Raw genomic sequence first — 24,648 nt, forward strand, 5'->3', positions numbered from 1 at the left:
TCCATGCATCGTTGCGGCTCGATACCCGGCGCGTCAAGGGTTCTCGCGCCATCCGTGAGAGCGTTATCTCCGCAGCTCACAGCGACTCTCAGCGGAAAGATCAGATTACGGTTTCCACGCCGGCTCGCGACCCTCGCAGCGCCGGCAGCGCCGGCGCGAGCGCCACCAGCATGCACAGCCCGCCCAGGGGCAGCAGGTCGAGCGTGACGGCCGGCAGGACGATGCCCACGAGCAGCACGGCGACGCTCCACCACGGCAGCCGCCGGCGGGCGGCGAGCAGGCCCGCCAGGACGACCAGACCGAGGAAGAACAGCTGCGGTACGACGTCGTAGAAGACCACCTCGACACCGGGGACGTCCTTGAAGTCCGCCCCGAGCGCCGACATCTCCGCCCGGTCGGCGGCCAGCAGCCCTTCGACGATGTCCGCCCCGAACTGCACCATCGTGGCGGCGAGCCCGACCAGCGTGACAGCCACCACCGCCGTGCGCCACGGGCTGCGGCGCAGCAGGCCGGCCAGGGCCAGGACCACCGGCACGAAGCACACCATGCCCGCAAGGCCGATCAGGTGCGCCGCCTGCCAGTCGAACCCCGGGCCGTACGTCCCGTCGGACTTTCCCCACAGGCGTACGAGCCCGTAACCCACGATGCAGGCCGGCCCGGCGATGACGAAGAATGCGGCGCGTCTCATGGCAGCCATCGTCAGGTGGGCGGCACTCGGTTGGCCTCCGGGCGCAGCCCCGGTGCGGCCCCGGTTTCCGCCTCAGGTCTTCCACCGAGCAACCCTGATCCCCGTCACGCCGGTGACGGCGGATCATCGGCGCCAAGCCGGTGGCTGACCAGCGTGTCGGCCCCGCCGACGAGGCCGAGCACCACGGCGGCCAGGACCAGCCCCGCCAGGCCGGGCAGGCGGGCCACAGCAGGCAGGCTAACCGTTCGTCGTCAGGACCATGCGATCTCACCGTGACGGTCGACGAAGCGGCCCGAGCGATGGCCGGGCCCCTCCGTGGCGAGGATGACGATGGCGTCCGTGCCCTCGGTGACGGTCTGTGGCCCGCTGTGGCCGTTGAGGTCCGTGGCGGTGTAACCGGGGTCGGCGGCGTTGATGCGCACGTCTGTCAGCGCCTTGGCGTACTGGGTGGTCAGCATGGTCAGCGCCGCCTTCGACGAGGTGTAGACCGGGGCGATGACGCCCGACTCGGCCCGCGACGGGTCGTGCGTGGCCGACAGGGAGCCCATCGCGCTGCTCACGTTGATGATCACGGGGTCGGTCGAGCGGCGCAGCAGCGGCAGGAAGGCGGTGGTCGTCCGCACCACGCCGACGAGGTTGACGTTGAGGACGTCGAGCAGGACGTCGCCGGTCAGGTGGCTCGGGTCGCCGAACGGCCCGTGGACGCCGGCGTTGTTGACCAGTACGTCGATGTGGCCCTCGTGCCTCTCGACATCGGCGGCGGCAGCGGCGACGGATTCGTCGTCGGTGACGTCGATCTGCACGAACCGCGCGCCGAGGGTGTCGGCCGTCGCGGCGCCGGCCTCGGGGTCACGCGCCCCGACGAGAACGGTGTGACCCAGGCCGATGAGGCGGCGGGCTGTCTCGCGGCCGAGGCCCTTGTTGGCTCCGGTGATGAAGGTGATCGTCATGCGGTCCATCGTTTGCCGTGGCGCATGGGCGTGCCAGAGACGTCACAACGGTAGGACGAGCGATACCACCCTCATGGCCAGGGTGTGCGTGACAATCGAGGCGTGATGACGCAGGCCGCAGGGCTGGGGGCGACGATCCGCGCGTGGCGTGACCGCCTGTCGCCGGCCACCACGGGTCTGCCCGCCGGCCGTGGGCGCCGGGCCGCCGGACTGCGACGGGAGGAACTGGCCGAGCTGGCCGGCGTGTCGGTCGACTACATCGTGCGACTGGAGCAGGGCCGGGCGACCACACCCTCGGCGCAGGTCACCGCCGCGCTCGCCCGCGCCCTCCAGCTGACCACCGCCGAGCGCGACCACCTGTTCCGGTTGGCTCACCTCGCTCCCCCGGCGGCGGACCAGATCTCCGACCACATCCCGCCGGGTGTGCAGCGGGTGGTCGGTCGCCTCGGTGACGCCGCCGTCGCCGTCTTCGCCGCCGACTGGCAGGTGATCTGGTGGAACCGGAGCTGGGCCGCGCTGCTGGGGGATCCGTCGGCGTCCCCGCCGGGCCTGCGCAACTTCGCCCGCGACACCTTCCCGGTGACCTCCGACGGGCCGGCCATGTCGCGCTGGCCGGTGATCTCACTGGACGCCGACGCCACGAGCGCCGCAGTCGTCTCCGACCTCCGGCGTGCCACCGGCCGGTTTCCACACGACAGACGTCTCGCGAAGCTCATCCGCGACCTCACCGAGGGCAACGATCGGTTCGCCGAGTTGTGGGCCGCCGGGACGGTCGCCGCACACCGCGAGGACCGCAAGATCGTCAAGCACCCGTCGGTCGGTGCCGTCACTGTCGACTGCGACGTTCTGACCGACGGCGACGCCGAGCTGAAGATCGTGATCCTCACCCCGGCGCCCGGCACCAGGGACGAGGCCAGCATGCGCCTCGCCGCGGTGGCCGGGGTGGCCAGCCCGTCCGAGCCCGTTGGTGAGGCCGCCCGGCACGACCTGCGTTGACCCCGGCCCAGCGGCCCGCCACGGCGCCGCCGGGAGCGAGGGCGGACGGTCGAGTCGCCGCGGACCGGGATCGGCTCGACCGCCAACCTTCGGCACACCTTCCGGCGCGAGCTGGGGTAGCGCCCCAGGCGTACCGCGCCCGCTTCCGTGCCCGCCACGCTTCGACCGGGACCGCGTGAGCGCCTGTGGAGGCCGGCCCGGCCGGAGGCCACAGAGTGGACGACGCCGCAGGTCAAGGCCGGGAAGCATCGAGATCTGTCAAGTTGGCGACACTTCGTCGATCACACGGTTCCGGCCTCGACTAATACCATAGGCCCATGTCACCAAAGGTCTCGATTGTCGTCACGGACCGCCACCGTGATCTGGGCCCGAGAGCCGGTGCCGACGTGACCTTTCTGCCGCTCGGCGAGGACGACGGCGTCCCGGTCTACCCCAACTCGACCCCGACGCTGATGCGGGAGCTGGCGGCCGCGGGTCTGGTGGCCGAGACCTGGCATCCCGCCGCGGAATGCGAGTTCGTCGCGTCGCGTGGTCCGGTAACCGACACTCTGCTCCAGATCGTCGCCGGGGTGGGCTCCTCCGCGGGGTGGTATGCCCTGCTGTCGCTGCTGCGCCGGCGCACCGGGCAGGTCACCGTCCGCGCCGTCGTGGACGACGGCGTCCAGCGGCGGCGCGTGGAGGTGACCGGCGAGGCCGCCGACGTCGTCGAGGCGCTGGGGATGCTCGACCCGTTCCGGTCGGAGCCCTCCTGATGGCGCTGGCCGGGATGGCCCGCCGAGTCCCCGCCAGTGAGCGGTGACATGAGGCCCGCCCGGGAGGCCTCGCGGCGCTACTCACCGGCCGTCGTGGACGAACGCCGCCGGCTCGTCGGGCAGATCGCGACAGTCATGGAGACGTCCTCGATCATCCGTGACCCGGGCAGCCGGCAGTTGCTGCTCCAGGAACTGAACCACGCGTTGGCCGGCGCGCTGGGCTACCGGGAGCTGAGCCTGCTGCGACCCCAGATCGTCGAGCTCGTGACGGTGTGCGTGGATCGCCCGGGCTGGCTGCGCCGCCTCGTCGACTGCATGGAGCTACTCGAACCAGGCAGTGAGCACACCATCACGCTGCTGCGCCTGGCCGACGAGTGGCACACGGTCGAGCTGTTCATCGACCACGACGTCCCCTGGCTGCGCGACGCGCTGTCGGCCGTCGACGTGACCGGGGAGCTGCGGCGGTTCGTCGCCGAGACCCGCGCGACCCCTCCCCCGCCCTGGTGCCGGACGGCGTGGGATCTCCTCACCCACCTCGCGTCGGCGAACTCGCACGCCTCGGTGCCGCCGTGGCTGGCGCTGCTGGACAGGGTGACACCTGCCGTACCGGAGGCGGTTCAGGAGCGGATGCGCGACCTGGTCACGCAATTGGCCCGGGACTGGGGGGCCACCGAACAGATCGAGGCGTCCCAGCCGGAGCTTCCCGCGCCCGTCGGCACCGCCTATCTGGTCATCCAGTTCGAGAAGTACGGCGGCGACGACGACAGCTACATCATGTCGCACTGGTATCAGTGGTCGTCCCCGGTGTGGCAGCCGATTCGCGGCGAGGACCGGCGCGTCTGGTACGGGGAGCTCGAGGCGGCCGTCGACCAGGTCATCAACGAGACCGAACGCCGGTGGGCGGATCAGAGCGGTGCGGTGACCATTGAGTTCGTGCTGCCCTGGCAGCTGATCAACGAGCCGGTCGACACCTGGCGCAAGGAACTCCAGTCACCGCTGCCCAGCCCGCTGACGACGGAATATCCGCTGGTGATCAGGAGCCTGGACCGCATCCGCGCCGGCCACTGGCACCGGGTCTGGCGCAACCGGTGGCAGGCCCTACCCGGAAGTGACGGCGACCGGCAGCTGATCCACTGCGCGTCGCGGCACCAGGTCGACGTCCAGCTCCAGGCGGCCCTCAACAGCAAGAGCAGCGTCGCGGTGCTGGTGCTCAGCGAAACCCCGACCGCGAACAGCGACGGTGAGCGGCAACTGCTCGTCGGGTTGCGGTCCGGAGTTCCGGCAATCGTCTGGCACCGGAACGCACCATCCACAAAGGACCTGTGCGAGACTGTCGCGTCGATGATCGGCGATCACGTGTCCGGCCGAGGGGTGGTCGAGCTTCCGCGTCATGCCGCGCGCCTGCGGCAGCTCGCGTGGAGTGAGGACCCCGACGTGCTCGGCCCGCACATGGGACACGGCTTGGTGATTTTGTTCGACGACCCGGACCGGCAGCCAGGGGGCACGGCCGCCACCGACGACGGCAGGCGAAAGGTTTTGGCATGAGCGGCACCGACCACCGGACGTGGTGTGCCGCCGACGGGGCCCGCCGCCAGCGATCGGCGCGGCTCACCTCCACCTCGGCGGGTACGCGATGAGCCGGCCGGCCTCGGCGACCGCCACCGCGGGGGGTCGGCAGGCCGAGGCCCTCGGGCTCGTTCCGGCACGCGGCGGGCGCGAGCTCGTCGTGGTCGTCGACCACGATCCGGTGATGGAGTTCTGGGCCGACGAGGTCTCGACGTTCGTCGCGGTGCTGCGGGCCCAGCGCGCCTTCACGTCGGTCGAGGTGATGCGCCTGACGGTCGACGACGGCGCGGTGTGGGTGGCCGGCGAGTCGGGGGCGGGCAAGGCCCCGCCCGCCAGCCTGGTCGACTCCGCCGGCGAGCGGGTCATCTTCCTGGTGACGCACGGCGGGTCGGACGCCTGGCGAACCGGACTGGTCCATCCCGTGCTGGCCGCGTGGGCCGGCAGCGTGCCCGTCGCCGTGGTCAATCTGCTGCCGCAGCAGCGCTGGCGCGAGCGGGGCATGGAAACGACCGAGGTGGCGTGGCGCCTCGACGGCGCGGGATCGGCGACCGCCCGGTCGCCCTGGCGGCTCACCGGCCCGGATCTGCGCGCCCCCGACGATCGGGACGACGCCCAGCCGACGGCCGTGCCGGTCATCGAACGTGGCATGGACTGGTTGCAGCGGTGGAGCCGACTACTGGCCGAACCGTCGGCGGGCGAGCTGCGGACACCCGCGCTGCTCCTGCCGTCCGACGAGCCGACAGCCCGCCGACCGGGCCGGTCACTGACCGCTCACGATCTCGTCGCCCGGTTCCGGGCCACCGTGTCGCCCGCCTCGTTCACGCTGGCGACACGGCTGGCGGCCGCACCGCTCAATGTCCGGATGATCCGCGCCGTGGCGCGCACCACGGTCCGCTCCGGGCCGGAGCAGGTGACCGAGGTGCTGACGAGCGACCTGGTACGCCCGGTTCCGCGCACGGCAGCGGCCAGCGGCGACACCAGCATCAGGTACGAGTTCGTGCACGGTGCACGCGAGCGGCTCCTCACGCTCGGATACCGCGACCGCACGATCGAGGTCCAGCACCTCGTCGAGTACGAACTCGCACACGACGTGGAGGCGGTGCGCAACCTCGCCCTCCGCGTGAAGGACCCGCGGAACGCGTCGTACGACCGCGTCACTCCGGTCGCCGAGCCCTACCTGCGGGTCGAACTGGCTGTTCACCTCTCGTTGGGTGGGCCGAACCTCGTCGCAGCCGCACGGCTGGGTGAGTCGCTCGGCTCTCCCATCCCACGGCAGGTACGTCGAGTACTGCAGCCGCCTTCCGTTATCGCCCACAGGACCATGGAGTCCGGAATGTCTGACAGAGTGAACTCGCCGGACCAGGGGGGCTCGTTCGGTAGCGCGCCCCACCTCACGCTGGACGCCGCGCGGGGCATCGTCCCGAGCAGCCGGCCGAGCAACGACCTGCAGCCCGCGCAATGGCTCGACGGGCAACTGCCGGCCATCGTCGGCAACCTGCCGCTGCGAAACACCAACTTCACCGGGCGGCGGGAGCTGCTCGACGGCCTGCACCAGCGGCTGCGCGCCGGCACCACCGCCGTGTTGCCGGAGGCGCTGCACGGCGCCGGCGGGGTGGGCAAGTCCCAGCTCGCCATCGAGTACGTCTACCTCCATCAGCAGGACTTCGACCTGATCTGGTGGATCCCGGCCGAACGACCGGCCCAGATCCAGTCCGCGCTGGTCGAGTTGGCGGCACGCCTGGAGCTGCCGGTCCCGTCCACCGCCAACACGGCGGTACCTGCGGCCCTGGAGGCACTGCGCATCGGGCGCCCGTACTCCAACTGGTTGCTCGTGTTCGACAACGCCGAGGACCCGGAGAGCGTCGAACAGTTCTTCCCCAAGGGCGGTCCCGGCAGCATCGTCGTCACCTCCCGCAACGGTGCGTGGCGGGAGGTGGCCAACAGCCTCCCGGTCGATGTGTTCGAACGGCAGGAGAGCATCGATCTGCTCCGCCGTCGCGGGCCCGACCTGGCTGTCAACGACGCCGACCGGCTCGCCGCGGCACTGGGTGACCTACCGCTGGCCATCGAGCAGGCGGCGGCCTGGCGCGCGGAGACGCGGATGCCGGCCGACGAATACCTGGAACTCCTCGACGCCAACCGGCCGCTGCTCGACGACGAGAGCACCCAGCAGGACTATCCGGAGCTCGTCGCCGCGGCGTGGAACGTGTCGCTCAACTGGCTGCGCGGCCAGGACCTGCCGGCGCTGCGGCTGCTGCAGATGTGCGCGTTCTTCGCGCCCGAGCCGATCGGCAAGGTGCTCCTGTCGAAGCCGCGCGCGCTGCGCATCCATCCCGATCTCGATCTCCTCGTCCGCAACCCGGTCCGCCTCAACCGGGCGATCCGCACGATCGGCCGGCTCTCGCTGGCGCGCATCGACCACCGGACGAACTCCTTCCAGATGCACCGCCTCGTCCAACGGGTGCTGATCAATCAGATGGACCCGCAGGACCGGGACGCCCTGCGGCACGGCGCCCACATGCTGCTGGCCGGCAACGACCCCGACCAGCCCGACGACGCCGACCACTGGCCGCGGTACGCGCAGCTCTACCCGCACATCGTCGCCTCCGGGGCGGAGCGGTGCGGGAACGAACTCGTCCGGGACATGGTGCGCAACGAGGCCCGGTACCTCTGGCGGTGGGGCGACCATCTCGGCGCCCGGGACCTGGCCCAGCGTGCGTGGTCGGCCTGGCGGGCCGACGGCAACGTGGCCGACCCGGACAGCCTCCGGATGGCGAGCTGGCTCGGCTTCATGCACTTCGTCGTGGGCGATTACGCCGCTGCGGCCAGCCTGAACGCCGAGACCCTCAAGCTCTACCGGCAGACCCTCGGCGAGGACCAGGAGGAGACGTTGGACGCGCTCGGCGCGGTGGCCGCCGACCACCGCGTCGCCGGCGACTTCGCCGGTGCGCTGGACCGCTCACTGGCCGTGTACGAGCAGGCGAAGCGGAATTTCGGTGAGGAGGAGCCGTTCACGCTGCGCGCCGCGCACAACCTCGCCGTCAGCATGCGGTTGTCCGGCCTGTTCGGCCGGGCACTCCAGCTCGACGAGCAGTCCTACCAGCGCCGGGTGCAGATCTACGGCACCGACCACCTGGACAGCCTGAGCACCTTCGGCGGCATCAACCTCGACCGCCGGGAGTTGGGTGACTACGTCGCGGCGCACGCCAACCAGGAGACGGTGGTGGCCACGGCCCGCCGGATGCTGAGGTACGACGACCACCCGGAGGTCCTGCGGCAGAGCCACATGCTGGCGAGCTTCAGGCGCAAGGCTGGCCACCACCACGACGCCCTCGACCTGTCCAGCGACGTGCTCCGCCGGTTCCGTACCCGCTACGGCGACGACCATCCGGACACCGTGCTCGCGACGTTGACCTTCTCCATCGACCAGCGGCTGACCGGTGACCTGCGGGCCGCCCGGGAAGCGGCGGAGGTGGCGGTGGACGGGCTGCGCCGGCTGTACGGCGAGCACCACCCGCACGCGGCGGGCGCGCAGGTCGACCTGGCCGTGACGGTGCGCCTGCTGGGCGAGAGCGAACAGGCCCGCGAGCTCGACGAGGCGGCGCTGGACCGGCTGACCAGGCGGCTCGGCGATGCGCACGCCCTGGTGCTGGTCGCCCGGATCAACCTGGCAAGCGACCACTACGACCTCGGCGACGCCGCCGCGGCGCGGGCCCTCGACGCGGACACCCTCGAACAGTGCCGTCGGGTGCTGGGTACCACGCATCCCACCAGCCTCGTGTGCGCGCTGAACCTCGCCATGGACCTACGCGATCTCGGACGCGACGCGGAGGCCGGCGCGCTGTTCGACACGAGCCTCGAGCAACTCCGGCAGACCCTCGGCGCCCGGCACCCGGCGGTCGCGGCGGTCGGCGCCGGCGTACGGGCCAACTGCGACATCGACCCGCTGCCGCTGTAACGGCCGGTGTGCGGTCCGGCGGGTCAGGCAGTAGGCCAGCCCGCCGGATCTGCGCTGTCGAGCTCCCGGTCCCCCAGCCCGGCACCGATCCAGCCGGCCAACTCCAGCGGATCCGGGATGACCGCGGCCGGTCCGCGTGACCGCAGCCCGTGGAGCACGGCCAGGACGAGTTCCGGCCGGCCCAGGAGGGCCCGCGTCACCGGATCGCCGGGCTGGTCGACGTGGGCGAGGCCGAGACCCACCCAGCCGTGCACGCTGAATGGGTCCCGCCGCAGTTCGCCGAGGTAGTCGGCACGCGCCCGTTCGACGTCGCCAGCGACGAGGGCCAGGTCGGCCGCTGTGGCGCCGGCCACCGTCGCACCGACATCGTCGGGCTGAGCGGCCAGCCGGTTGAAGGCGTCCGGGTCGAACAGCAGGTACCGGCTCAGCACGGCCCGCGCGTCGAGCAGGCCCACCGGCGGTTCGGCCCGCACCTTCGCGGTGCCGACGGCGCGTACCGCGTCCGCTGCCGGGGTACCGCGCCGCCAGGCTGCCGCGAGCGCGTCGTGGTCGGCGGGGTCGAGGACGATGTTGTGACCCCGCCACAACGCGTGGTGGTCCACGGCGGCGGCGTGCGCCACATCGCCTGCGGCGACCGACACGGGCTCGTCCTGGCATGCCGTCAGCTCCGCGGACAGGGTGTCGACGAACCGCTGACCATGCCCGGTCAGCCGACCGGACCCCGCGAGCGCCCGCAGGATGCTCAGGGTCTGTCGCCGCCACAGCGCGAACTCGAAGTCGGCGGCTGCCCGCTGCCCCGGCGCGGCCCGCTGTCGGTGGACCCGCCAGAACTGGGTGATGCCGGCGAACGCGTACGCACCCTGTAGCAGGCCGGGAAGCGGCCGGGGATCGTCCCGCCAGGGGGCGTAGTAGCGGAGGCGGCCGTCGGCCTCGCAGAGGGTGAGCAGGTGGGTCAGGGCACCGAGCTTCTGATGCTGGGACTCGTGTACCAGAGTCACCGCCAGTTGCAGCGGGTCGTCGGGTCGGGAGAGCAGGATGCCGCCGAACGCCTCGGTGCCGGAGGCCGACAGCGGGCGGAACCGCTCGCGGGACGGCACCGGCGTGAAGGCGCGCACGATGCCGCCGATCGCCTCGGCGGGGCCGGGTTGCTCGTCGACCAGCAACGCCCAGGCGCGGGCGAGGTCCGCGCGCCAGCCGGCGATCTCGGACTGCGACAGCTGGTCCGGCGGCGTGGGGCCGCGCAGGTCGCGGTACAGGTCGCGGTCGAGCAGTTCGACCCGGAGCCCGGTGCCGCCCGCGCGGACCTCGATGACAACGGGTTCGTGCCAGTCCGGGTCGCCCGCTCGGCACCGTACGGTGCGGGCGCCGGTCTCCAGGTCGACCTCTCCCCCACCGTGGGCCCGGACCCGGACGACGTCGGCCTCCGGCGGTACCGACGCGGCGCCCACGGTGGGCAGGACCGCCGTCCCGTGCCGCGCCGGGATGTCCAGTTCGAACGAGAGGCCGGCCCGGACGGCACTCGCCGCCGCGAGTGCGTGCAGGTAGCCGACGTCGGGCCAGGACGGTGCCGGGTCGCCGCTGGTACGCAGCCGGCGCAGGGTGTGTGCGGCCCAGCTGCCGACCTGCGGCCGGGCCAGAATGTCCTCGGTGATCTCTGGTGCGGCGTCGTACGCCCGGACCAGCAGGTCCCAGGCGTCGCTGGCGGGGGCGAGCGGACCGCAGGCGTCGGCCCGGTCGGCGCAGATGTCCAACAGGGCCCGCAGCACGATCAGCCGCCAGCTGCGCTCGGAGCGCCAGAGCGCCGCGATGCTCTGGTCGTCGCCGGCCCCGGTGGCCAGGGCGTGGAAGTGTGCGTGTGGGAGGCGGGTCGGACCTAACGGGAGGGGATCAGACGACATGCTCCTCCGAATCCGGCCCGGCGGACCGTATCCGGCTCGGGAAGGAGCCGCTGTAGCCACTGATGCTGCCCCCCGAGTCAGCGACTCTTTCTGCTACCCGCGAGATCGCCGCAGTCATGCCGGTGGGGTCAAGGGATCGCAGCGTCGCCACGGTCACCGCCGACAAGTCAGGCAGCTCAGACTCGATACCGGCGAGGCGTTCCTCCATGTACGGCAACCCCCAAGTGATGACAGTCGATAGCGACATTATTACGTACCGCTGCATGCGGCGAAAGCGGCGAGCGACGGGCACCAGGGTGGAACCGGGTTCTCGGCATCCGATGTGGACGCCCGGCGAAACCCGCGCCGGACGTCAGGGATTCGGTACCAGCCGCGTGGCGGCGTTCTCGACCCGGGCCATCGCGGCCTCGTCGGTGGCGAAGAAGCGAACCGCCTCGACGAGTTCGGACAGGGCGCCTGGATACCGCAGGCAGGTGCGCACGACACTGATCGCGTCGAGCCGCGCCGCGCTGCTGCGCCGGATGGCCGCGTACACCTGGCCACGCAGCAGGCTCAGAATCTCCTCACGGTCGTTCGGCCGCAGGAACTCCGGTACCTCGAGCAGGGCCTCCACGAACGGACCCAGCAGGGCCGGGGACGGCGACGCCGGAGCCGGTGGCGGTGCGCTCCCGGCCGCGGGCCCGTGCAGGACCAGGCCCTCGTCGCCGAGGGCGTTGCGGTGCCAGAGGTAGGTCGGGGTCTGCGCGGTGAGCCCGTTCGCCCGCAGCGCGACGAACCGCTCCCGCAGCAGGGCCATGAGCCGCTCCGGCTGCGCGAGGCCGCCGGCCTCCCCGCCGTCGAGCAGCCGCAGGACCTCCCGGCTGAACAGCCCGGTGCGCCGCACACCCAGGTTGGCCGCGGCCTGGCCGAGACCGGCGGCGAACAGGACGTCCTGCTGGCGGCCGACAACCGGCGCACCCACGGGAAAGGTCTCGCTGCCGGGCACGTGAGCGCCGTCCGATCGACCGTGCAACTGACACGCGTCGATGATCCACACCTGCCGGTCGCATGCCGGTACGAGGTCCGAGGCGTACGAGGCAAGCATGGCGTCGAGGTCGAGGGAGCCGGCATCGGTGACCGTGGCATCGGCGTAGTAGAGCTGCCGGTGCCGGCCGGTGTCGACCTGGCCGTGCCCGCCCCAGATCACATAGAGGATCGGCGCCCGCCGCGCCGGCAGGTCGCGCAACAGCACCTCGCGTACGGTCGCCCGGTCGGCCGGACGCCGCACGACTCCCGGCGCGAGGGCGTCCGGGCCGGGATCGGGCGAGGACAGCACTGTCACCTGCCCGGGCGGCACGCCCTGGGCCACGAACCAGCGAGCGAACCGGACGGCGTCGTCGACCGGTCCGGCCAGGCTCCACTCGGGGCCCGCCGCGTACCTGTCGATACCGACCACGACCACGTGCACATCGCGCGGATCGCGGTCACGGTCCATCGTTCACCCCTCATCTGCGGTGCGGCCGGTGAGCCGATCCAGGGCGGTCCGGGATCCGATGCCGGTCGGTCCGCACCGCAGGGCACCCCTGCCGGTTCCGCCGGGGACTCCCGCCACAGTAGTAAGCGGTGGACCTGCCGGCCACCCGCGTCGCCGGGCGGCGACCCCGGGGCGGTGCGGCAGCCGAGGGCTTCCCTGGCTGCCGCACGGCTGGTCGCGGGTCCAGGGGCCGGCTACGTGACGCGGTAGGCGGTGTAGCGCACCCGGTCGGCCTCGCGGATCGCGGACGCCACGAAAACGCTCTGCTCCAGGACCGCCAGCGCGGGCACCGAGGTCTCCAGCCGTACGCCCAGGCGGAAGTAGTACTCGGCGGGGTCGACCGGATCGCCGCGGAGCAACGCTTCGAGGATCTCCGGGCGTCCGCTGCGGACCCCGAACGTACGGAGGTAGATGTGGCCGCCGTCGGCGGTGCGCGCCGAGTATCGTGTGTCGATCTCGATGGCGCCGTCGGGGCGGACCACTTGCCAGTCGGCGCCGCCCGGGAGGATCTCCGCCTCGAACAGGCCGGTGATCTGGCCGCCGACGATGGGCACGACGCGGCGGTGGCCCGCGCGGGTCACCCCGTGGTCCTCCAACGCGCCGAGCCGGGCCGCCACCTCGAACGCGGCCTCCAGACCGGGAATCGGCGGGGCGCTCACCGGGCCCCGACCGGCAGCTCGACGCGTACTCATGGGGTGTCCTTGGTTTGCGCGAGGGCGTCGCGGAGGCGTTCCAGCGCGGGCACCGCGGCGGCGAGGGCCGCGCGGTCCGCCGCCGGCAGGGTCGCCGCGGCGCGGGCGACCAGGTCTCCGCTCGCGAGGTCGAAGCGGTCGAACAGGTCGAGGGCCTTCGGGGTGGCGAGGACGTCGACGTGGCGGTGGTTGCCGGGACGGGGGCGGCGCTCGACGAGACCGTTGCCCTCCATCGTGGTCAGCAGGTTGCTGACCGTCGAGCGGCTCAGGCGGAGTCGTTCGGCCAGCTCGCCGGGACCGGACACGGTGCCCCGGGGCAGGGCCCGCACGATCTCGATCTGCGCGTCCGGGATCTCCGGCAGGTGCTCGGCGGCCCGGGCGGCGGCGAGCAGCGTGCGGCGCAGCGGCGAGATCACCGACGCCAGTCGCGCCGCGTCCAGCCCGGTCGGCTCCGGGCCGGTCACGGCAGGACACCGGAGAAGACAGTCGGCGTCAGGGAGGCCCGTTCGTTGAGGTCGGCGGGCAGGAAGCCGGCCGCCTTCTTGTACCCGGTGGCGATCTCGGTCAGCTCCTCCGGCGGGATGACGTCGTGGATGTGCGCGAACCCGTCGGGGGCCCGCTCGCGGGCGAGCACCATCACCTGTTCCGGGCCCTGCCGCCGGTTGCTCAGCACGAGCGCGGTGGTCGCCGGCCGCCGGTCCGCCTCGTAGGCGTCGAGCGCCTGCCGCACCGTCGGCGCGGTGGCGAGGTGGAAGGCGAGGGTACGCGCGTCGAGGATCGCCTGCGACGCCCCGTTGGAACCGTTCGGATACATCGGGTGCGCCGCGTCCCCGAGCAGCGTCGTGTTCCCGTGGGTCCAGGTGTCGATCGGGTCGCGGTCCACCATCGGGTATTCGAGGATCTCGTCGGCGGCGGCGAGCAGTGCCGGGACGTCGAGCCACGGGAAACGCCAGTCTGCGAAGAGGGAGACGACCGGCGCGGGGTCGACCGTCCGGTTCCAGTCCGCGTTGGGCCCGGCGAAACCGGGCCCGCGCCGCTCCGCGACGACGTTGATCAGGCCGGCACCGATCGGGTACGCGACGAACTTCTGTTCCGCGTCCCCCGCCATGATCATGGTTCGCCCGTCCAGGAAGCCGGACGCCCGTGCCGTGCCCCGCCACAGCGTCAGCCCGTTCCAGAGCGGCGGTCCCTCGCCGGGATGGTGTTGCCCGCGCAGCGCGGAGTGGATGCCGTCCGCTCCGACGATCAGGTCGCCCGCGACGCTCACCTCCCCCGCCGCCGTCGCGAAGTGCGCGACGCCGTCGCGGACGCCGACGAGCCGGTGCCCGGTGCGCACCACGTCGGGCCCCAGCCGTTCCCGCACCACGGTGAGCAGTTCCATCTGGAACCGGCCGCGGTGCACGGAAAGCTGCGGCCAGCGATATCCGGCGTCGAGTCCGCGCGGTTCGCTCCAGATCTGCTGACCGTGCCGGTTGTGGTAGGCGAGCGTGCCGGGGGCGGCGCCCAGCCTTTCCACGCGGTCGCCGAGGCCCAATTCGGTCAGCTCCCGGACGGCGTGCGGGAGCAGATTGATCCCGACGCCGAGTGGGCGCAGCACGTCGGCTCGCTCGTAGATGGTGATCTCACGGAAGCCGGCCCGGTGCAGGCTGAGAGCGGTGGTGAGGCCACCGATCCCCGCGCCCACGATCACGATCGCCAAGTCGTCGCTCCCTCCGCCACCGGACCACCAATCGCATAGTTTGGTCACAAAATCGTCACGCGTCAAGACGTATTCCCATCGAGTTCCGACCACTCGTCTCGCATTGCGATTCGCCTTATCGGAATTCTTGACAATCAATCACCTCTGCATGACGCTGATCGACGCGGTCGGATGGTTCACCTCTCCTCGCCGGCCCTCACTCCTCCGGATGCACCAGCGCTTCGCACGGAAGGGCTCGTCCATGAAGAAGGCCACCGCCCTCGCTGTTCTCACCGCCGTCGCGATCGCCCTGACCGGCTGTACGGACTCCGACGCCACCGATCCGTCCCCCGGGACGAGCAGCGACCTGCGCAAGGTCCGCGTGGCCGCGCTGCCGATCAGCGAGACCGCCGCGCTGTGGGGCGGCATCAAGGCGGGCATCTTCCGGGAGCAGGGGCTCGACGTGGAGGTCGTGCCCGCGCAGGGCGGCGCGCAGGCCATCCCGGCGCTGCTCAACGGCGACATCGACTTCGCTATCGGTCAGCCGTTCGGCCCGTTCCGCGCCGACCTGCAGAACCTCGGCGTGGTGATCATCGGGAACTACGCGTCGTCCTACGCCGACGGTGACGACATCAACGCCGTGGTGACGTCGGCGAAGTCGGGCATCACCCGGCCCGCCCAGCTCGCCGGGCGCAAGGTGTCGGTGAACAGCCTGGGCGCCGCCGGCGACGTCACGATCATGGCAGCGGTCGAGAAGGACGGCGGCGATCCGGCGAAGGTCAAGTTCGTCGAGGTGGCCTTCCCGGACGCGCCGGCCCAGCTCGCGGCCGGCAACATCGACGCCGCCTGGGTGACCGAGCCGTTCATCACCCAGCTGCGCAAACGCGGTGACGTCCTCGTGGTCGCCCCCTATCAGGCCACCGTTCCCGGACTCACCACCCTGACGACGATCACGTCGAGCAAGCTGAAGGACTCCGACGCCTCCCTGGTCGCGGACTTCTCGGCGGCGATGAAGAAGACGCTCACCTGGGCCAAGGATCCGGCGAACGAGAAGGACCTGCGTCAGGCCATCAAGGACAACCTCAAACTGCCGGAGGCGGTGGCGGACTCCGTGCGGCTCCCGGCGTTCGGATGGGAGCTCGACCGGGCCGGCCTGGAGCAACTGGCGACGCTCGCCCAGAAGTACCGCGTCCTCGACCGGCGACCCGACTTCGACCGCCTCATCCAGCAGCAGTAGCCGGCCGATGCGCAAGATCCTGCTGGGCGCCGCCGGTCTGCTGGGGTTCCTCGTCGTCTGGCAACTGATCCCGGCCCTGGGACTGGTCGACCCGCACTACCTGCCGTACGCCACCGACGTGTTCGGACGGTTGGCCGAGGAGGTCCGCGACCTGGCGTTCTGGCGGCGGGTCCGGCTCACCATGACGTCGTGGGCGATCGGCCTGACGGTGGCGACGCTCGCCGCGGTCGCGCTGGGGACCGTGATCGGGATGGTGCCGTTCCTGCGTCGCGCGACGCACACGACTGTCGAGTTCCTGCGGCCGGTGCCGTCGGTCGCGCTGATCCCGCTCGCCGTGCTGATGTTCGGCCTGCAGATGCGCGCCGCGCTCGTCATCATCGTCTACGCGGCGTTCTGGCAGGTGTTCGTGCAGGTGATCTACGGGGTCGCCGATGTCGACACCGTCGCCCGGGACACCGCGCGGAGCTTCGGCCTCACCCGTGCCGAGCGGCTTCGGTATCTCGTCCTGCCGACCGCGCTGCCGTACCTGATGACCGGCCTGCGTCTCGGCGCGGCGGTCGCCCTCATCCTGGCCGTGACCGCGGAGATGGTGATCGGTAACCCCGGCCTCGGGCGCATGATCGAGCTGTCCCGCTCCGCCGGAGACGCGGTCGGCCTCTACGGGCTCGTCGTGGTCACCGGGATGCTCGGGCTGCTGGTGAACGTCGTGTTCCGCTTCGTCGAACGGCGCTCGCTGGCCTGGCACCAGTCGGTGCTCGCGGACGAGGCGACCCGGTGACCGCCGTCGGCACGGGCCGGGCCCGCCCTCGCGACCTGGGCGTCCGGGTCGCCGAGAACGTCCTGTTCGCGGTCGGGCTCCCCGTTCTGGCCGTCGGGCTCTGGGCCGTCTGGTCCACCCGGTCGACAAACCGGTTCCTCGTCGGCCCCCGTACGCTCCTCGACGCGTTCCGGCAGACCTGGATCGGCCCGGCGTTCGTCGACGACGTCCTGCCGAGCGTGTACCGGCTCCTGATCGGACTGTGCGCGTCGGTCCTGCTCGGCGTCGCCGCCGGCGTCGTCATCGGCCGGTTCCGCCCGCTCCGCGAGATCCTCGAACCGCTGCTGGAGTTCTTCCGCGCGATTCCGCCACCCGTCCTGATCCCGGTCGCGATGCTCCTGCTCGGCATCACCGACACGATGAAGGTCGTCGTCATCGTGTCCGGCGCGATCTGGCCGATCCTGCTGAACACGATCGAGGGCGTCCGGGCGACCGACAGCGTGATGCTGGAGACCGCGTACTCGTTCCGGATCTCCCGGTGGGACCGGCTGTGGCGGCTGATCCTCCCGGCGGCGAGTCCGCGCATCATGACCGGCGTACGGCAGGCGCTCTCGGTGGCCCTGATCCTCATGGTGATCTCGGAGATGTTCGCGTCGTCGGCCGGCCTCGGCTACCGGATCGCCTACTTCCAGCGGAACTACCTCATCGCCGAGATGTGGAGCGGCATCCTCCTGCTCGGCCTCATCGGCGTCGTCCTCGCCGTGGTCTTCGGTGTCGTCGAACGCCGCGTCCTGCGCTGGTACCACGGAATGAAGGAGGTCACCCGTGGCTGACGGGCGTCCCCTGCTGAGGGTCGAGCACCTGCGGAAGGTCTACGCGTCCGGCCGGGGCGAGGTCGAGGCGATCGGGGACATCAGCTTCACGATGGATCCCGGCGAGCTGCTGTGCGTCGTCGGACCCTCGGGCTGCGGGAAGACCACGCTCCTGAAATGCCTGTCCGGGCTGCTCCGGCCGACCAGCGGCCTCGTCGAGATGGAGGGGTCGCCGGTGACCGGCCCGAGCCCGGCGATGGCGGTGGTCTTCCAGGAGTACGGCCGCAGCCTGTATCCGTGGCTGACCGTCCGGGGCAACGTGGAGCTTCCGCTTCGCCACAAGAAGCTCTCCCGCGCCGAACGCGCCCGGCTGGTCGACGACGCCCTCGACGCGGTCGGGCTGCCGCAGTCGGCGCGCAGCCATCCGTGGCAGTTGTCCGGCGGGATGCAGCAGCGGGTGGCGATCGCGCGCGCCGTCGCGTACCAGCCGGACGTGCTGATCATGGACGAGCCGTTCGCCGCGGTGGACGCGCAGACCCGCGCCGACCTGGAGGACCTCGTCCGCGAACTGCACCGCACGCGGCGGATCTCGACGGTCTTCGTGACGCACGACATCGACGAGTCGGTGTATCTGGGCGAACGCGTGCTCGTCCTGTCCAACTCCCCCACCCGGGTGCAGGAGGACCTCGTCATCGACCTCCCGCCCGAGCGCGACCAGCTCACCACCCGGGCCCTGCCCCGCTTCACCGAGCTGCGGACCCGCGTCTACGAGCAGATCCAGCGGGCCAAGCGCGGGCCGGTCCCCCCGGGACCGGCCCGTCGTCAGTAGACGCCCGTCCGGCTCGGCCAGAACACCGGAGCACATCAGTGGTGATCCCGTACGAGATGGCGGACATCGTCCCCGACGTCGTCGGCTCCGTGCGGTTGCCCCGTCGCCAGGCGGGCAGCTCGCCGCAGGGCCTGGCGACGACGTTGATCGCTGACTACACCGCGCGTACGCGGGCCTGGCTGCCCTCGGCGTCGATCGTCGCGCTGCTCGCGGAGACCGGGGTCAGCCCCACCGGCGGCCGCACCGCCATCAGCCGGCTGGCCCGCCGGGGAGTCCTCGAGAACCACCGGGACGGTCGGCGCAGCTCGTACCGGCTGACCCGGACCGCCGCCGACGAACTGCTGGGCGGCGGGGCCTGGATAGCCGGATTCGCCGCCGGGGGCGACTCGTGGGACGGGTCCTGGACGCTTGTCGCCTTCTCCCTACCCCAGGAGGCCAACGGTCACCGGCGCGCGCTGCGCGACCAGCTGCGCTGGCTGGGGTTCGCGTCGCTGTTCGACGGGCTGTGGATCTCCCCCGACGCGCCGAACCCGACCGTCGAGAACCGCCTCCGGGCCTTCGGCGTCGGTGCCATGAGCATCTTCCGGGCCCGGCACGTGGACCTGGCGAATACGAGCGACAGGTCGCCGATCGAGGCGTGGGACGTGGCCGCCATCGCCCACCAGTACGAGACGTTCATCGAGCGCTGGCGGCCGCTGCTCCCGCAGATCCGGACCGGGCGGATCACCGGCGCCCGCGCGGTCGCCACCCGCACCGAGGTCATGGACACCTACCGGCGTTTCCCCGTCCTCGACCCGCAGCTGCCGATCGCGCTGATGCCCGCCGACTGGCCCCGAGGCCGTGCCCGGGAGCTGTTCGTCTCGGTCTACGACGGCCTCGCCGCGCCCGCCGAGGAACACGTGCGCGCGGTCGTCGCCCGGTTCGCCGACTCCCCCGACCCGGGCATCCGCGCCCACACCACCGGGGATCTCCGCGCGGGCGCCGCCTGACGGCCTCGACGCCGCGTCAGCCACGCCCGCCGCCGGTCGCCGGTGCCCACCCGTCCCAAACCGGCAGGTCGATCCGGGACGGGTGGGCGGGGTCGTGGGAGATCTCCTGCTCCGCCCGGACGGTGGTGGCCGCGGTGGCGGCCGGTTCGCCGGTGCCCGGATTGCGGGCGTAGCGCGGATGCGCCCCCGAGCTGACCTGCACGGCGATCCGGTGGCCGGGGGCGAAGCGGTGGAAGGCCGGCCACAGCGGCACGTCCAGGGTCACGAAACCGTCCCCGTCGGGCGGCGGGTCGGTGGCCGCCGTGCCGACGCTGCCGATGCGGCGGATGCCGTCGCACACGCTCATCGAGCGGCCGTCGGGGTGCACGTCGCAGATCCGCACGAACACGTCGGCGCTGGCGGCCGTCGAGCGGAACCGGACCCGGGCGACCGGCTCCCCGGCGAGGACGACCGGGTGTGCCAGCGGTGGGCTGCGGAAGACGACCACGTCCGGGCGGCGATCGTGGGCGCGGGTGTCGACCGGTCCGCAGCTGGGGCCCATGTCGGGGCCACCGAGCGCCGGTGTGGGCCGGTCGGGGTCGTAGCTGTAGCGGGTGGTGCCCCCGGCGGGGATCGCCGGGTCGAGCAGCCCGGACGGGTGCAGGTACCAGCGCCGCGTCGCGGTGCCCGGTGGCGGCCACACAGGTAGGTCGTGCCACTGGTCCGCACCCGTGAGGAAAGCGCGCACGGGCGCCGGCCGGGTCGCGGGAGCGCCGGCGAAGTGTTCCTTGAGGAACGCGATCGACTCGGCGAGAAACGGGCTCCGCTCACCGCCGTGGCCCCACGGGCCGATGGTCAGCCGGGGCGGGCGGGCGGCCGCGACCAGTTGGGCGTAGTTGCGCAGCTGCCAGGGCAGGAAGATGTCGTACCAGCCGGTGGCCAGGTAGACGGGTGCGGTCACGTCGGGCACCGATGCGGTGTGCGACTGCCGGGTCCAGTAGTCGTCGGTGAGCTTCTCGTGCGCCAGCCAGTCCTGGTACCAGCCGATCGGGTGGCCGGCCACGGCGGTGTCGCCGCCGGACAGGGGCAGGACGTCGAGGGCCTCGGCCAGCTTCCGATCCGGGCGCCGGGCGAGCCGCGCCCGGATCAGGGCGCCGCGCGGGCCCCGCAGGACCATCCGGCGCGACCAGCCGAGCGAGCCGCCCAGCCAGAAGGCGCCGTTGGTCCAGGTGACCGCACCGAAGTCGGCCATGGTGACGTTCAGGCACAGGGCGTCCGGGGCGTTCCCGGGGTCGTCGCGGCACATCCGTCCGGCCACCGCCCACTGGGTGTAGCCGAGGTAACTCTCCCCGTACGTCGCGACGGCGCCGGTGAACCACGGCTGGCGGCGTACCCACCGGTGGGTGGCCATGCCGTCGCACTCCTCGTCGAGCTGGGGCCGGAAGGTGCCTCCGGAACCGCCCGTGCCCCGGCAGCTCTGCACCAGCACGGTGAACCCGGCCCCGGCCAGCGCGGGCGCATGGGTGAGCGAGGCGTGCCGGCCGTACGGCGAGCGGACCACGATCGTGGGCAGCGGCGGTTCCCCGGCGCCGACCGGTTGGTACAGGTCGGCTACCAGTTCGACGCCGTCGTCCATCGGCACGCGCAGCCTGCGCCGCACGGTGAACGGGTAGGGCGGCCTGGTCGGGCGGCGGGCACGTCGGAGCAGGCCGGCCAGCCGGCGGCGGACACCTGTCATCGTCCGTCCCTGTTCGGCCTCGGTCGCTGTGGTCAGGAGGTGGTGGGCCGGGCACCTCAGCCCTTGAACGCGCCTTCCATGATTCCCTGCACCAGCTTGCGCCCGACGAAGACGAAGAGCACCAGCAGCGGAATGGTGGCCAGGAACGAGCCGGACATGGCCAGGCCCAGATCGATGTCCCGGTTCTGCTGCAGTGCCTTGATGGCGATCTGGGCGGTGTAGTTCTCCGGCGACTTCAGCACGATGAACGGCCAGAGGAAGTCGTTCCAGGCGTAGACGAACGTGAACAGCCCCAGCACGAACGCCGCCGGCCGCACCAGCGGGAACGCCACCCGCCAGAAGATCTGCCAGGTGGTCGCTCCGTCCACCCGAGCAGCGTTCATCAGCTCGTCGTCGATGGTGTTGCCGATGTGCTGGCGCATCCAGAAGATGCCGAACGCGCTGACCAGCCCAGGAACGATCACCGCCTGGAGGCTGTCCACCCAGTTGAGGCGGGAGATGATCAGATATTGCGGCACGACAGCCAGTTGAGCCGGCACCGTCATGGTCAGCACGACGATGAGGAACAGCGTGTTGCGGCCGGGGAAGGACAGCTTGGCGAAGGCGAAGCCGGCCAACGCGCAGAGCACCGCCTGCCCCACGGCGATGGTGCTGGCCACGATGAGGCTGTTGAGCAGGGACTGTACGAACGGCACGATGGTGAAGACCAGCTTCGCCAGGTGCAGGAAGTTGCCGCCGGGCGTGAGGTGCGGCGGGAGGGTCGTGGCGGTGGCGGAGTCCGTCGTGGCCACCACGAACATCCAGTAGAGCGGGAAGACGCTGACCAGGCTCGTGAGGGTGAGCAGGAGGTAGACCGTCGTCGGGACGCGGTTGGCGTGACGCCGCCGGGCCCGCTTGGGTGCGGCGGTCGAGGTTCCGGGCTTCATGGACGCTCCGAGCGGATGCGGGTGGCCAGCAGGTAGTTGAGGCCGGCGAAGGCCACCACGATGAGGAAGAGCGCGACACCGACGGCCGCGCCGTAGCCGAAGTGGAACTGCCCGAACGACTGTTCGTAGAGGTAGAGGGTGACGGTCTGGCACTGCCGCGCCGCCCCGCAGGTGAGCCCACCGACCGGGTTGGCCAGCAGAGGCTCGGTGAAGACCTGCAGGCCGCCGATGGTCGACGTGACGACGGTGAAGGCGATGATCGGCCGCAGCGACGGGATGGTGATGTGCAGGAACTGCTTCCAGCCGTTCGCACCGTCCGCCGCGGCGGCCTCGAACAGTTCTCGGGGGACCGCCTGCAACGAGGCGAGGTACAGCAGCGTGTTGTAGCCGGTCCAGCGCCAGGCGATCATCGTGGCGATCATGACGTGGCTGCCCCACAGCGAGGCGGTGAAATCGATGTGCTCGAAGCCCAGCAGGCCGAGGATCCAGTTGATCATGCCGTAGTCCCGGTCGAACATCTGGGCGAACACGATAGTGGTGGCCGCCACCGAGGTGACGTAGGGAACGAGCACCGACATCCGGAACACCGTGGCCAGCCGCAGCCGCGCGTGGTTCAACATGTGCGCCAGGCCCAGGGCCAGGAGCAACTGCGGCACCGTCGACAGCACCCAGATGCTGAACGTGTTGCGCAGCGCGCCCCAGAAGCGCGGGTCGTGCACGAGGTCGGAAAAGTTGTCCAGCCCCACGAAGCGGTGTTCACCGATCGGATCCCAGTCGAACAGGGAGATGTAGAAGGTGAACAGCAACGGGAAGAGGCCGAAGATCAGGAACAGGATGAAGAAGGGCGAGATGTACGCGTACGGAGCCAGCCGCTCCCGTACGCTCTGCCGGATCTGCCGGTTGCGGCTGGGCCGTGGGAGGTCCGGTGCGGCGGCGGCCGGGCTGAGCATGGTGGTCAAGGCGTCACCTTCCCGACGCGCGGCAGCCGGGCCGGACCCGGCTGCCGCACATCAACCGTCCGTCATTCGCGCACGGCGTTCTTGACATTGGTCAGGGCGGTGTTCCAGGCGTTGGCCGGGTCCACCTTGCCCTGCTCGACGCTGGTGAGGGTGTTGAGCAGTTCGGTGCCGATGGGGCCGTCCTTCGGGCCGAAGTAGAAGGGCTTGATCCCGACCACCGACTGGGTGTAGATCTTGCCGATCGGCGCGTTGTTGAAGAACGGGTCGGTCTTGCCGACCAGCTGCGGGTCCGTGTAGACCGACGGCGTGGTGGGCAGCGACCCCTGCGACACGAAGTGCGCCAGCTGGCCCTTGGGTGACTGCATCTCGGAGATGTAGTTCCACGCCGCCTTCGCGTTCTTGGCGCGCTTGGGGATGGCGAGGAAGCTGCCACCCCAGTTGCCCGAGCCGCCGGGGATGGTGGCGATGTCCCACTTGCCGTTGGTCTCCGGGGCGTTCGTCTTCATCTGGCTGAGCATCCAGGACGGCGAGCACACCACCGCGTAGTCGCCCTTCTTCATGGCGGCGGTCCAGCCGGACGAGAACGATTCCTGCTTGGCGGAGATGCCCGCGGTGAAGGCCTTCAGCGTCACGTCGAACGCCGCCTTGACCTGGTCGTTGTCGTAGTCCAGCTTGCGGTCGGCGCTGTAGTAGCGCTGGCTGCCCTGGTTGACCGCCTGGAAGAAGACGCTCGTCGGCGTGTTGTCCACGAACGGCTTGCCGGTCTTCTGGACGTAGGTCTTGCCGACGTTGATGAAGTCGTCCCACGTCGGCCAGAGCTTGGCGACCGCCTCCCGGTCGGTGGGCAGCCCGGCCGCCTTGAACAGGTCGGTGCGGTAGGCGACCGCCAGGCCACCGACGTCGGTCGGCACACCGACGATCTTGTTGTCCTTGGTGGTCGACTGCGCCATCACCCAGTCGAGGTAGTTGCCCTTGATGTCGCCCGCGCCCAGCGTGGTGAGGTCGACGAAGTTGTCCGGCGACTGCATGAACTTCGGCAGGTCGTCGGCCTGGATCAGCACCAGGTCGGGCACCTTGCCGCCGGCCAGCGCGGCGGTGAGCGCCTGGGCGGTCTCGGTAGTGGTGCCCACCTCGGTGAGCTTGACGCGCACATCCGGGTGCGCCTTGGTGTAGACGTCGACGTCGGCCTTCTGGTTGATGTTGGCGAACGACCAGAAGTCGAACGTCTTCGTGTCGGCCGAGCTGGATGTGCCATCCGATCCCTGACAGCCGGCCAGGAGGAGGGCGGCTGTGGCGACGATGGCTGCGGCGGTGGTCCGGACGCGTTTCAACGGCCCTCCATACGGTGATCGTGCGGGGCGGTGGTCGGGTGACCGCGGTGGATCGGAGCGATGGGCGTGCCGGCTGCGGGCACGGGAGGCAGCGGCTGACGGGCGGCCGCACCGACGGGGTCAACTCTGGCCGCGTCGTAGGCGAGGTCGTCGGTTCCCGTCTCCGAAATCTATCGAGACATTTGCATGCCACTATTTCGTGCGCTGAGGCTACTAACTGCCACGTCATCCGTCAACAACCTCGCTGCCAGCAGGACCGCCCGCCGGCCGGGGAGCGTCCCGACCTCACCGCGCCGAAAGTTTCAGGCACCAGCAACCCGCCCGGGACCGGCGAAAGCCGGTGGCGGCGGGATCGCTGCCGCGGGGCACACAGGGTGCCGATGCCGAGGCGTACCAGCCG

General features: G+C 71.3%; 21 protein-coding genes. 9 read left to right on the plus strand and 12 right to left on the minus strand.

Annotated elements, in window-relative coordinates:
* Positions 1 to 100: 100 nt before the first annotated feature.
* The 3 genes from AB0B39_RS10590 to AB0B39_RS10600 form a co-directional block, all read right to left on the minus strand.
* Positions 101 to 688 carry a hypothetical protein gene (locus AB0B39_RS10590; protein WP_357574128.1) on the minus strand — a complete coding sequence of 196 codons (588 nt, stop codon included), beginning with the start codon at positions 686 to 688 and terminating at the stop codon, positions 101 to 103.
* 104 nt (positions 689 to 792) lie between these two features.
* Complete coding sequence (locus tag AB0B39_RS10595) at positions 793 to 915, minus strand: hypothetical protein (RefSeq protein WP_357574129.1); 123 nt, start codon at positions 913 to 915, stop codon at positions 793 to 795.
* Between the two features lie 24 nt (positions 916 to 939).
* Complete coding sequence (locus AB0B39_RS10600; protein ID WP_357574130.1) at positions 940 to 1,638, minus strand: SDR family NAD(P)-dependent oxidoreductase; 699 nt, start codon at positions 1,636 to 1,638, stop codon at positions 940 to 942.
* Between the two features lie 105 nt (positions 1,639 to 1,743).
* Between AB0B39_RS10600 and AB0B39_RS10605 the strand changes: the two genes are divergently transcribed.
* From AB0B39_RS10605 to fxsT, 4 genes are all read left to right on the plus strand, one after another.
* A complete protein-coding gene (locus AB0B39_RS10605) occupies positions 1,744 to 2,634 on the plus strand; it encodes a helix-turn-helix transcriptional regulator (RefSeq protein WP_357574131.1) in 891 nt (296 codons plus the stop codon).
* A gap of 386 nt (positions 2,635 to 3,020) precedes the next feature.
* Positions 3,021 to 3,386: a hypothetical protein gene (locus AB0B39_RS10610; RefSeq protein WP_357492629.1), complete on the plus strand. Its 366-nt coding sequence runs from the start codon at positions 3,021 to 3,023 to the stop codon at positions 3,384 to 3,386.
* A gap of 48 nt (positions 3,387 to 3,434) precedes the next feature.
* Positions 3,435 to 4,931 carry a hypothetical protein gene (locus AB0B39_RS10615; RefSeq protein ID WP_357574132.1) on the plus strand — a complete coding sequence of 499 codons (1,497 nt, stop codon included), beginning with the start codon at positions 3,435 to 3,437 and terminating at the stop codon, positions 4,929 to 4,931.
* Between the two features lie 88 nt (positions 4,932 to 5,019).
* Positions 5,020 to 8,910 carry an FxSxx-COOH system tetratricopeptide repeat protein gene (fxsT, locus tag AB0B39_RS10620; RefSeq protein WP_357492633.1) on the plus strand — a complete coding sequence of 1,297 codons (3,891 nt, stop codon included), beginning with the start codon at positions 5,020 to 5,022 and terminating at the stop codon, positions 8,908 to 8,910.
* 23 nt (positions 8,911 to 8,933) lie between these two features.
* Here fxsT and AB0B39_RS10625 read toward each other — a convergent pair whose 3' ends face one another.
* The 5 genes from AB0B39_RS10625 to AB0B39_RS10645 form a co-directional block, all read right to left on the minus strand.
* Positions 8,934 to 10,808, minus strand: a complete 1,875-nt coding sequence (locus tag AB0B39_RS10625; RefSeq protein ID WP_357574133.1) for an HEXXH motif domain-containing protein — start codon at positions 10,806 to 10,808, stop codon at positions 8,934 to 8,936.
* Between the two features lie 352 nt (positions 10,809 to 11,160).
* Positions 11,161 to 12,282, minus strand: a complete 1,122-nt coding sequence (locus AB0B39_RS10630; protein WP_357492637.1) for a hypothetical protein — start codon at positions 12,280 to 12,282, stop codon at positions 11,161 to 11,163.
* Between the two features lie 233 nt (positions 12,283 to 12,515).
* Positions 12,516 to 13,013 carry a DUF3237 domain-containing protein gene (locus AB0B39_RS10635; protein WP_357492639.1) on the minus strand — a complete coding sequence of 166 codons (498 nt, stop codon included), beginning with the start codon at positions 13,011 to 13,013 and terminating at the stop codon, positions 12,516 to 12,518.
* Entirely contained in the window at positions 13,010 to 13,477 is a 468-nt protein-coding gene (locus AB0B39_RS10640; RefSeq protein ID WP_357492641.1) for a MarR family transcriptional regulator, read from the minus strand. The genes AB0B39_RS10635 and AB0B39_RS10640 overlap by 4 nt, the downstream gene beginning before the upstream one ends.
* The gene (locus AB0B39_RS10645; protein ID WP_357574376.1) at positions 13,474 to 14,703 is read right to left on the minus strand and encodes a flavin-dependent oxidoreductase; all 1,230 of its coding nucleotides are present in this window, start codon (positions 14,701 to 14,703) and stop codon (positions 13,474 to 13,476) included. The genes AB0B39_RS10640 and AB0B39_RS10645 overlap by 4 nt, the downstream gene beginning before the upstream one ends.
* A gap of 250 nt (positions 14,704 to 14,953) precedes the next feature.
* On the opposite strand from AB0B39_RS10645, the gene AB0B39_RS10650 reads away from it, so the two are divergent.
* The 5 genes from AB0B39_RS10650 to AB0B39_RS10670 are packed head-to-tail and all read left to right on the plus strand — an operon-like array spanning position 14,954 to position 19,315.
* Entirely contained in the window at positions 14,954 to 15,928 is a 975-nt protein-coding gene (locus AB0B39_RS10650) for an ABC transporter substrate-binding protein (protein ID WP_357574134.1), read from the plus strand.
* Between the two features lie 7 nt (positions 15,929 to 15,935).
* Positions 15,936 to 16,706 carry an ABC transporter permease gene (locus AB0B39_RS10655; protein WP_357574135.1) on the plus strand — a complete coding sequence of 257 codons (771 nt, stop codon included), beginning with the start codon at positions 15,936 to 15,938 and terminating at the stop codon, positions 16,704 to 16,706.
* Entirely contained in the window at positions 16,703 to 17,518 is an 816-nt protein-coding gene (locus AB0B39_RS10660) for an ABC transporter permease (RefSeq protein WP_357574136.1), read from the plus strand. The genes AB0B39_RS10655 and AB0B39_RS10660 overlap by 4 nt, the downstream gene beginning before the upstream one ends.
* Positions 17,511 to 18,326, plus strand: a complete 816-nt coding sequence (locus AB0B39_RS10665; RefSeq protein WP_357574137.1) for an ABC transporter ATP-binding protein — start codon at positions 17,511 to 17,513, stop codon at positions 18,324 to 18,326. Before AB0B39_RS10660 ends, AB0B39_RS10665 begins: the two co-directional genes overlap by 8 nt.
* Before the next feature lie 38 nt (positions 18,327 to 18,364).
* Positions 18,365 to 19,315 (plus strand): PaaX family transcriptional regulator C-terminal domain-containing protein, encoded by a 951-nt coding sequence (locus AB0B39_RS10670; protein ID WP_357574138.1) that lies wholly within the window; start codon positions 18,365 to 18,367, stop codon positions 19,313 to 19,315.
* Between the two features lie 16 nt (positions 19,316 to 19,331).
* Here AB0B39_RS10670 and AB0B39_RS10675 read toward each other — a convergent pair whose 3' ends face one another.
* From AB0B39_RS10675 to AB0B39_RS10690, 4 genes are all read right to left on the minus strand, one after another.
* A complete protein-coding gene (locus tag AB0B39_RS10675; protein ID WP_357574139.1) occupies positions 19,332 to 21,032 on the minus strand; it encodes a CocE/NonD family hydrolase in 1,701 nt (566 codons plus the stop codon).
* A 56-nt stretch (positions 21,033 to 21,088) separates the two neighbouring features.
* Positions 21,089 to 21,958 carry a carbohydrate ABC transporter permease gene (locus AB0B39_RS10680; RefSeq protein ID WP_234582710.1) on the minus strand — a complete coding sequence of 290 codons (870 nt, stop codon included), beginning with the start codon at positions 21,956 to 21,958 and terminating at the stop codon, positions 21,089 to 21,091.
* Complete coding sequence (locus AB0B39_RS10685; RefSeq protein WP_357493424.1) at positions 21,955 to 22,908, minus strand: sugar ABC transporter permease; 954 nt, start codon at positions 22,906 to 22,908, stop codon at positions 21,955 to 21,957. Before AB0B39_RS10685 ends, AB0B39_RS10680 begins: the two co-directional genes overlap by 4 nt.
* A 71-nt stretch (positions 22,909 to 22,979) precedes the next feature.
* A complete protein-coding gene (locus tag AB0B39_RS10690; protein WP_234582709.1) occupies positions 22,980 to 24,248 on the minus strand; it encodes an ABC transporter substrate-binding protein in 1,269 nt (422 codons plus the stop codon).
* Between the last annotated feature and the right edge of the window lie 400 nt (positions 24,249 to 24,648).

The organism is Micromonospora sp. NPDC049114 (assembly GCF_040648635.1).
Taxonomy (GTDB): Bacteria; Actinomycetota; Actinomycetes; order Mycobacteriales; family Micromonosporaceae; genus Micromonospora.

Coding starts and splice junctions, on each gene's coding strand:
- AB0B39_RS10630 (WP_357492637.1), bottom strand. CDS start 12,282: ATGGACCGTGACCGCGATCCGCGCGATGTGCACGTGGTCGTGGTCGGT.
- AB0B39_RS10625 (WP_357574133.1), bottom strand. CDS start 10,808: ATGTCGTCTGATCCCCTCCCGTTAGGTCCGACCCGCCTCCCACACGCA.
- AB0B39_RS10680 (WP_234582710.1), bottom strand. CDS start 21,958: ATGAAGCCCGGAACCTCGACCGCCGCACCCAAGCGGGCCCGGCGGCGT.
- AB0B39_RS10685 (WP_357493424.1), bottom strand. CDS start 22,908: ATGCTCAGCCCGGCCGCCGCCGCACCGGACCTCCCACGGCCCAGCCGC.
- AB0B39_RS10605 (WP_357574131.1), top strand. CDS start 1,744: ATGACGCAGGCCGCAGGGCTGGGGGCGACGATCCGCGCGTGGCGTGAC.
- AB0B39_RS10600 (WP_357574130.1), bottom strand. CDS start 1,638: ATGACGATCACCTTCATCACCGGAGCCAACAAGGGCCTCGGCCGCGAG.
- AB0B39_RS10650 (WP_357574134.1), top strand. CDS start 14,954: ATGAAGAAGGCCACCGCCCTCGCTGTTCTCACCGCCGTCGCGATCGCC.
- fxsT (WP_357492633.1), top strand. CDS start 5,020: ATGAGCCGGCCGGCCTCGGCGACCGCCACCGCGGGGGGTCGGCAGGCC.
- AB0B39_RS10590 (WP_357574128.1), bottom strand. CDS start 688: ATGAGACGCGCCGCATTCTTCGTCATCGCCGGGCCGGCCTGCATCGTG.
- AB0B39_RS10655 (WP_357574135.1), top strand. CDS start 15,936: ATGCGCAAGATCCTGCTGGGCGCCGCCGGTCTGCTGGGGTTCCTCGTC.
- AB0B39_RS10675 (WP_357574139.1), bottom strand. CDS start 21,032: ATGACAGGTGTCCGCCGCCGGCTGGCCGGCCTGCTCCGACGTGCCCGC.
- AB0B39_RS10615 (WP_357574132.1), top strand. CDS start 3,435: ATGAGGCCCGCCCGGGAGGCCTCGCGGCGCTACTCACCGGCCGTCGTG.
- AB0B39_RS10635 (WP_357492639.1), bottom strand. CDS start 13,013: ATGAGTACGCGTCGAGCTGCCGGTCGGGGCCCGGTGAGCGCCCCGCCG.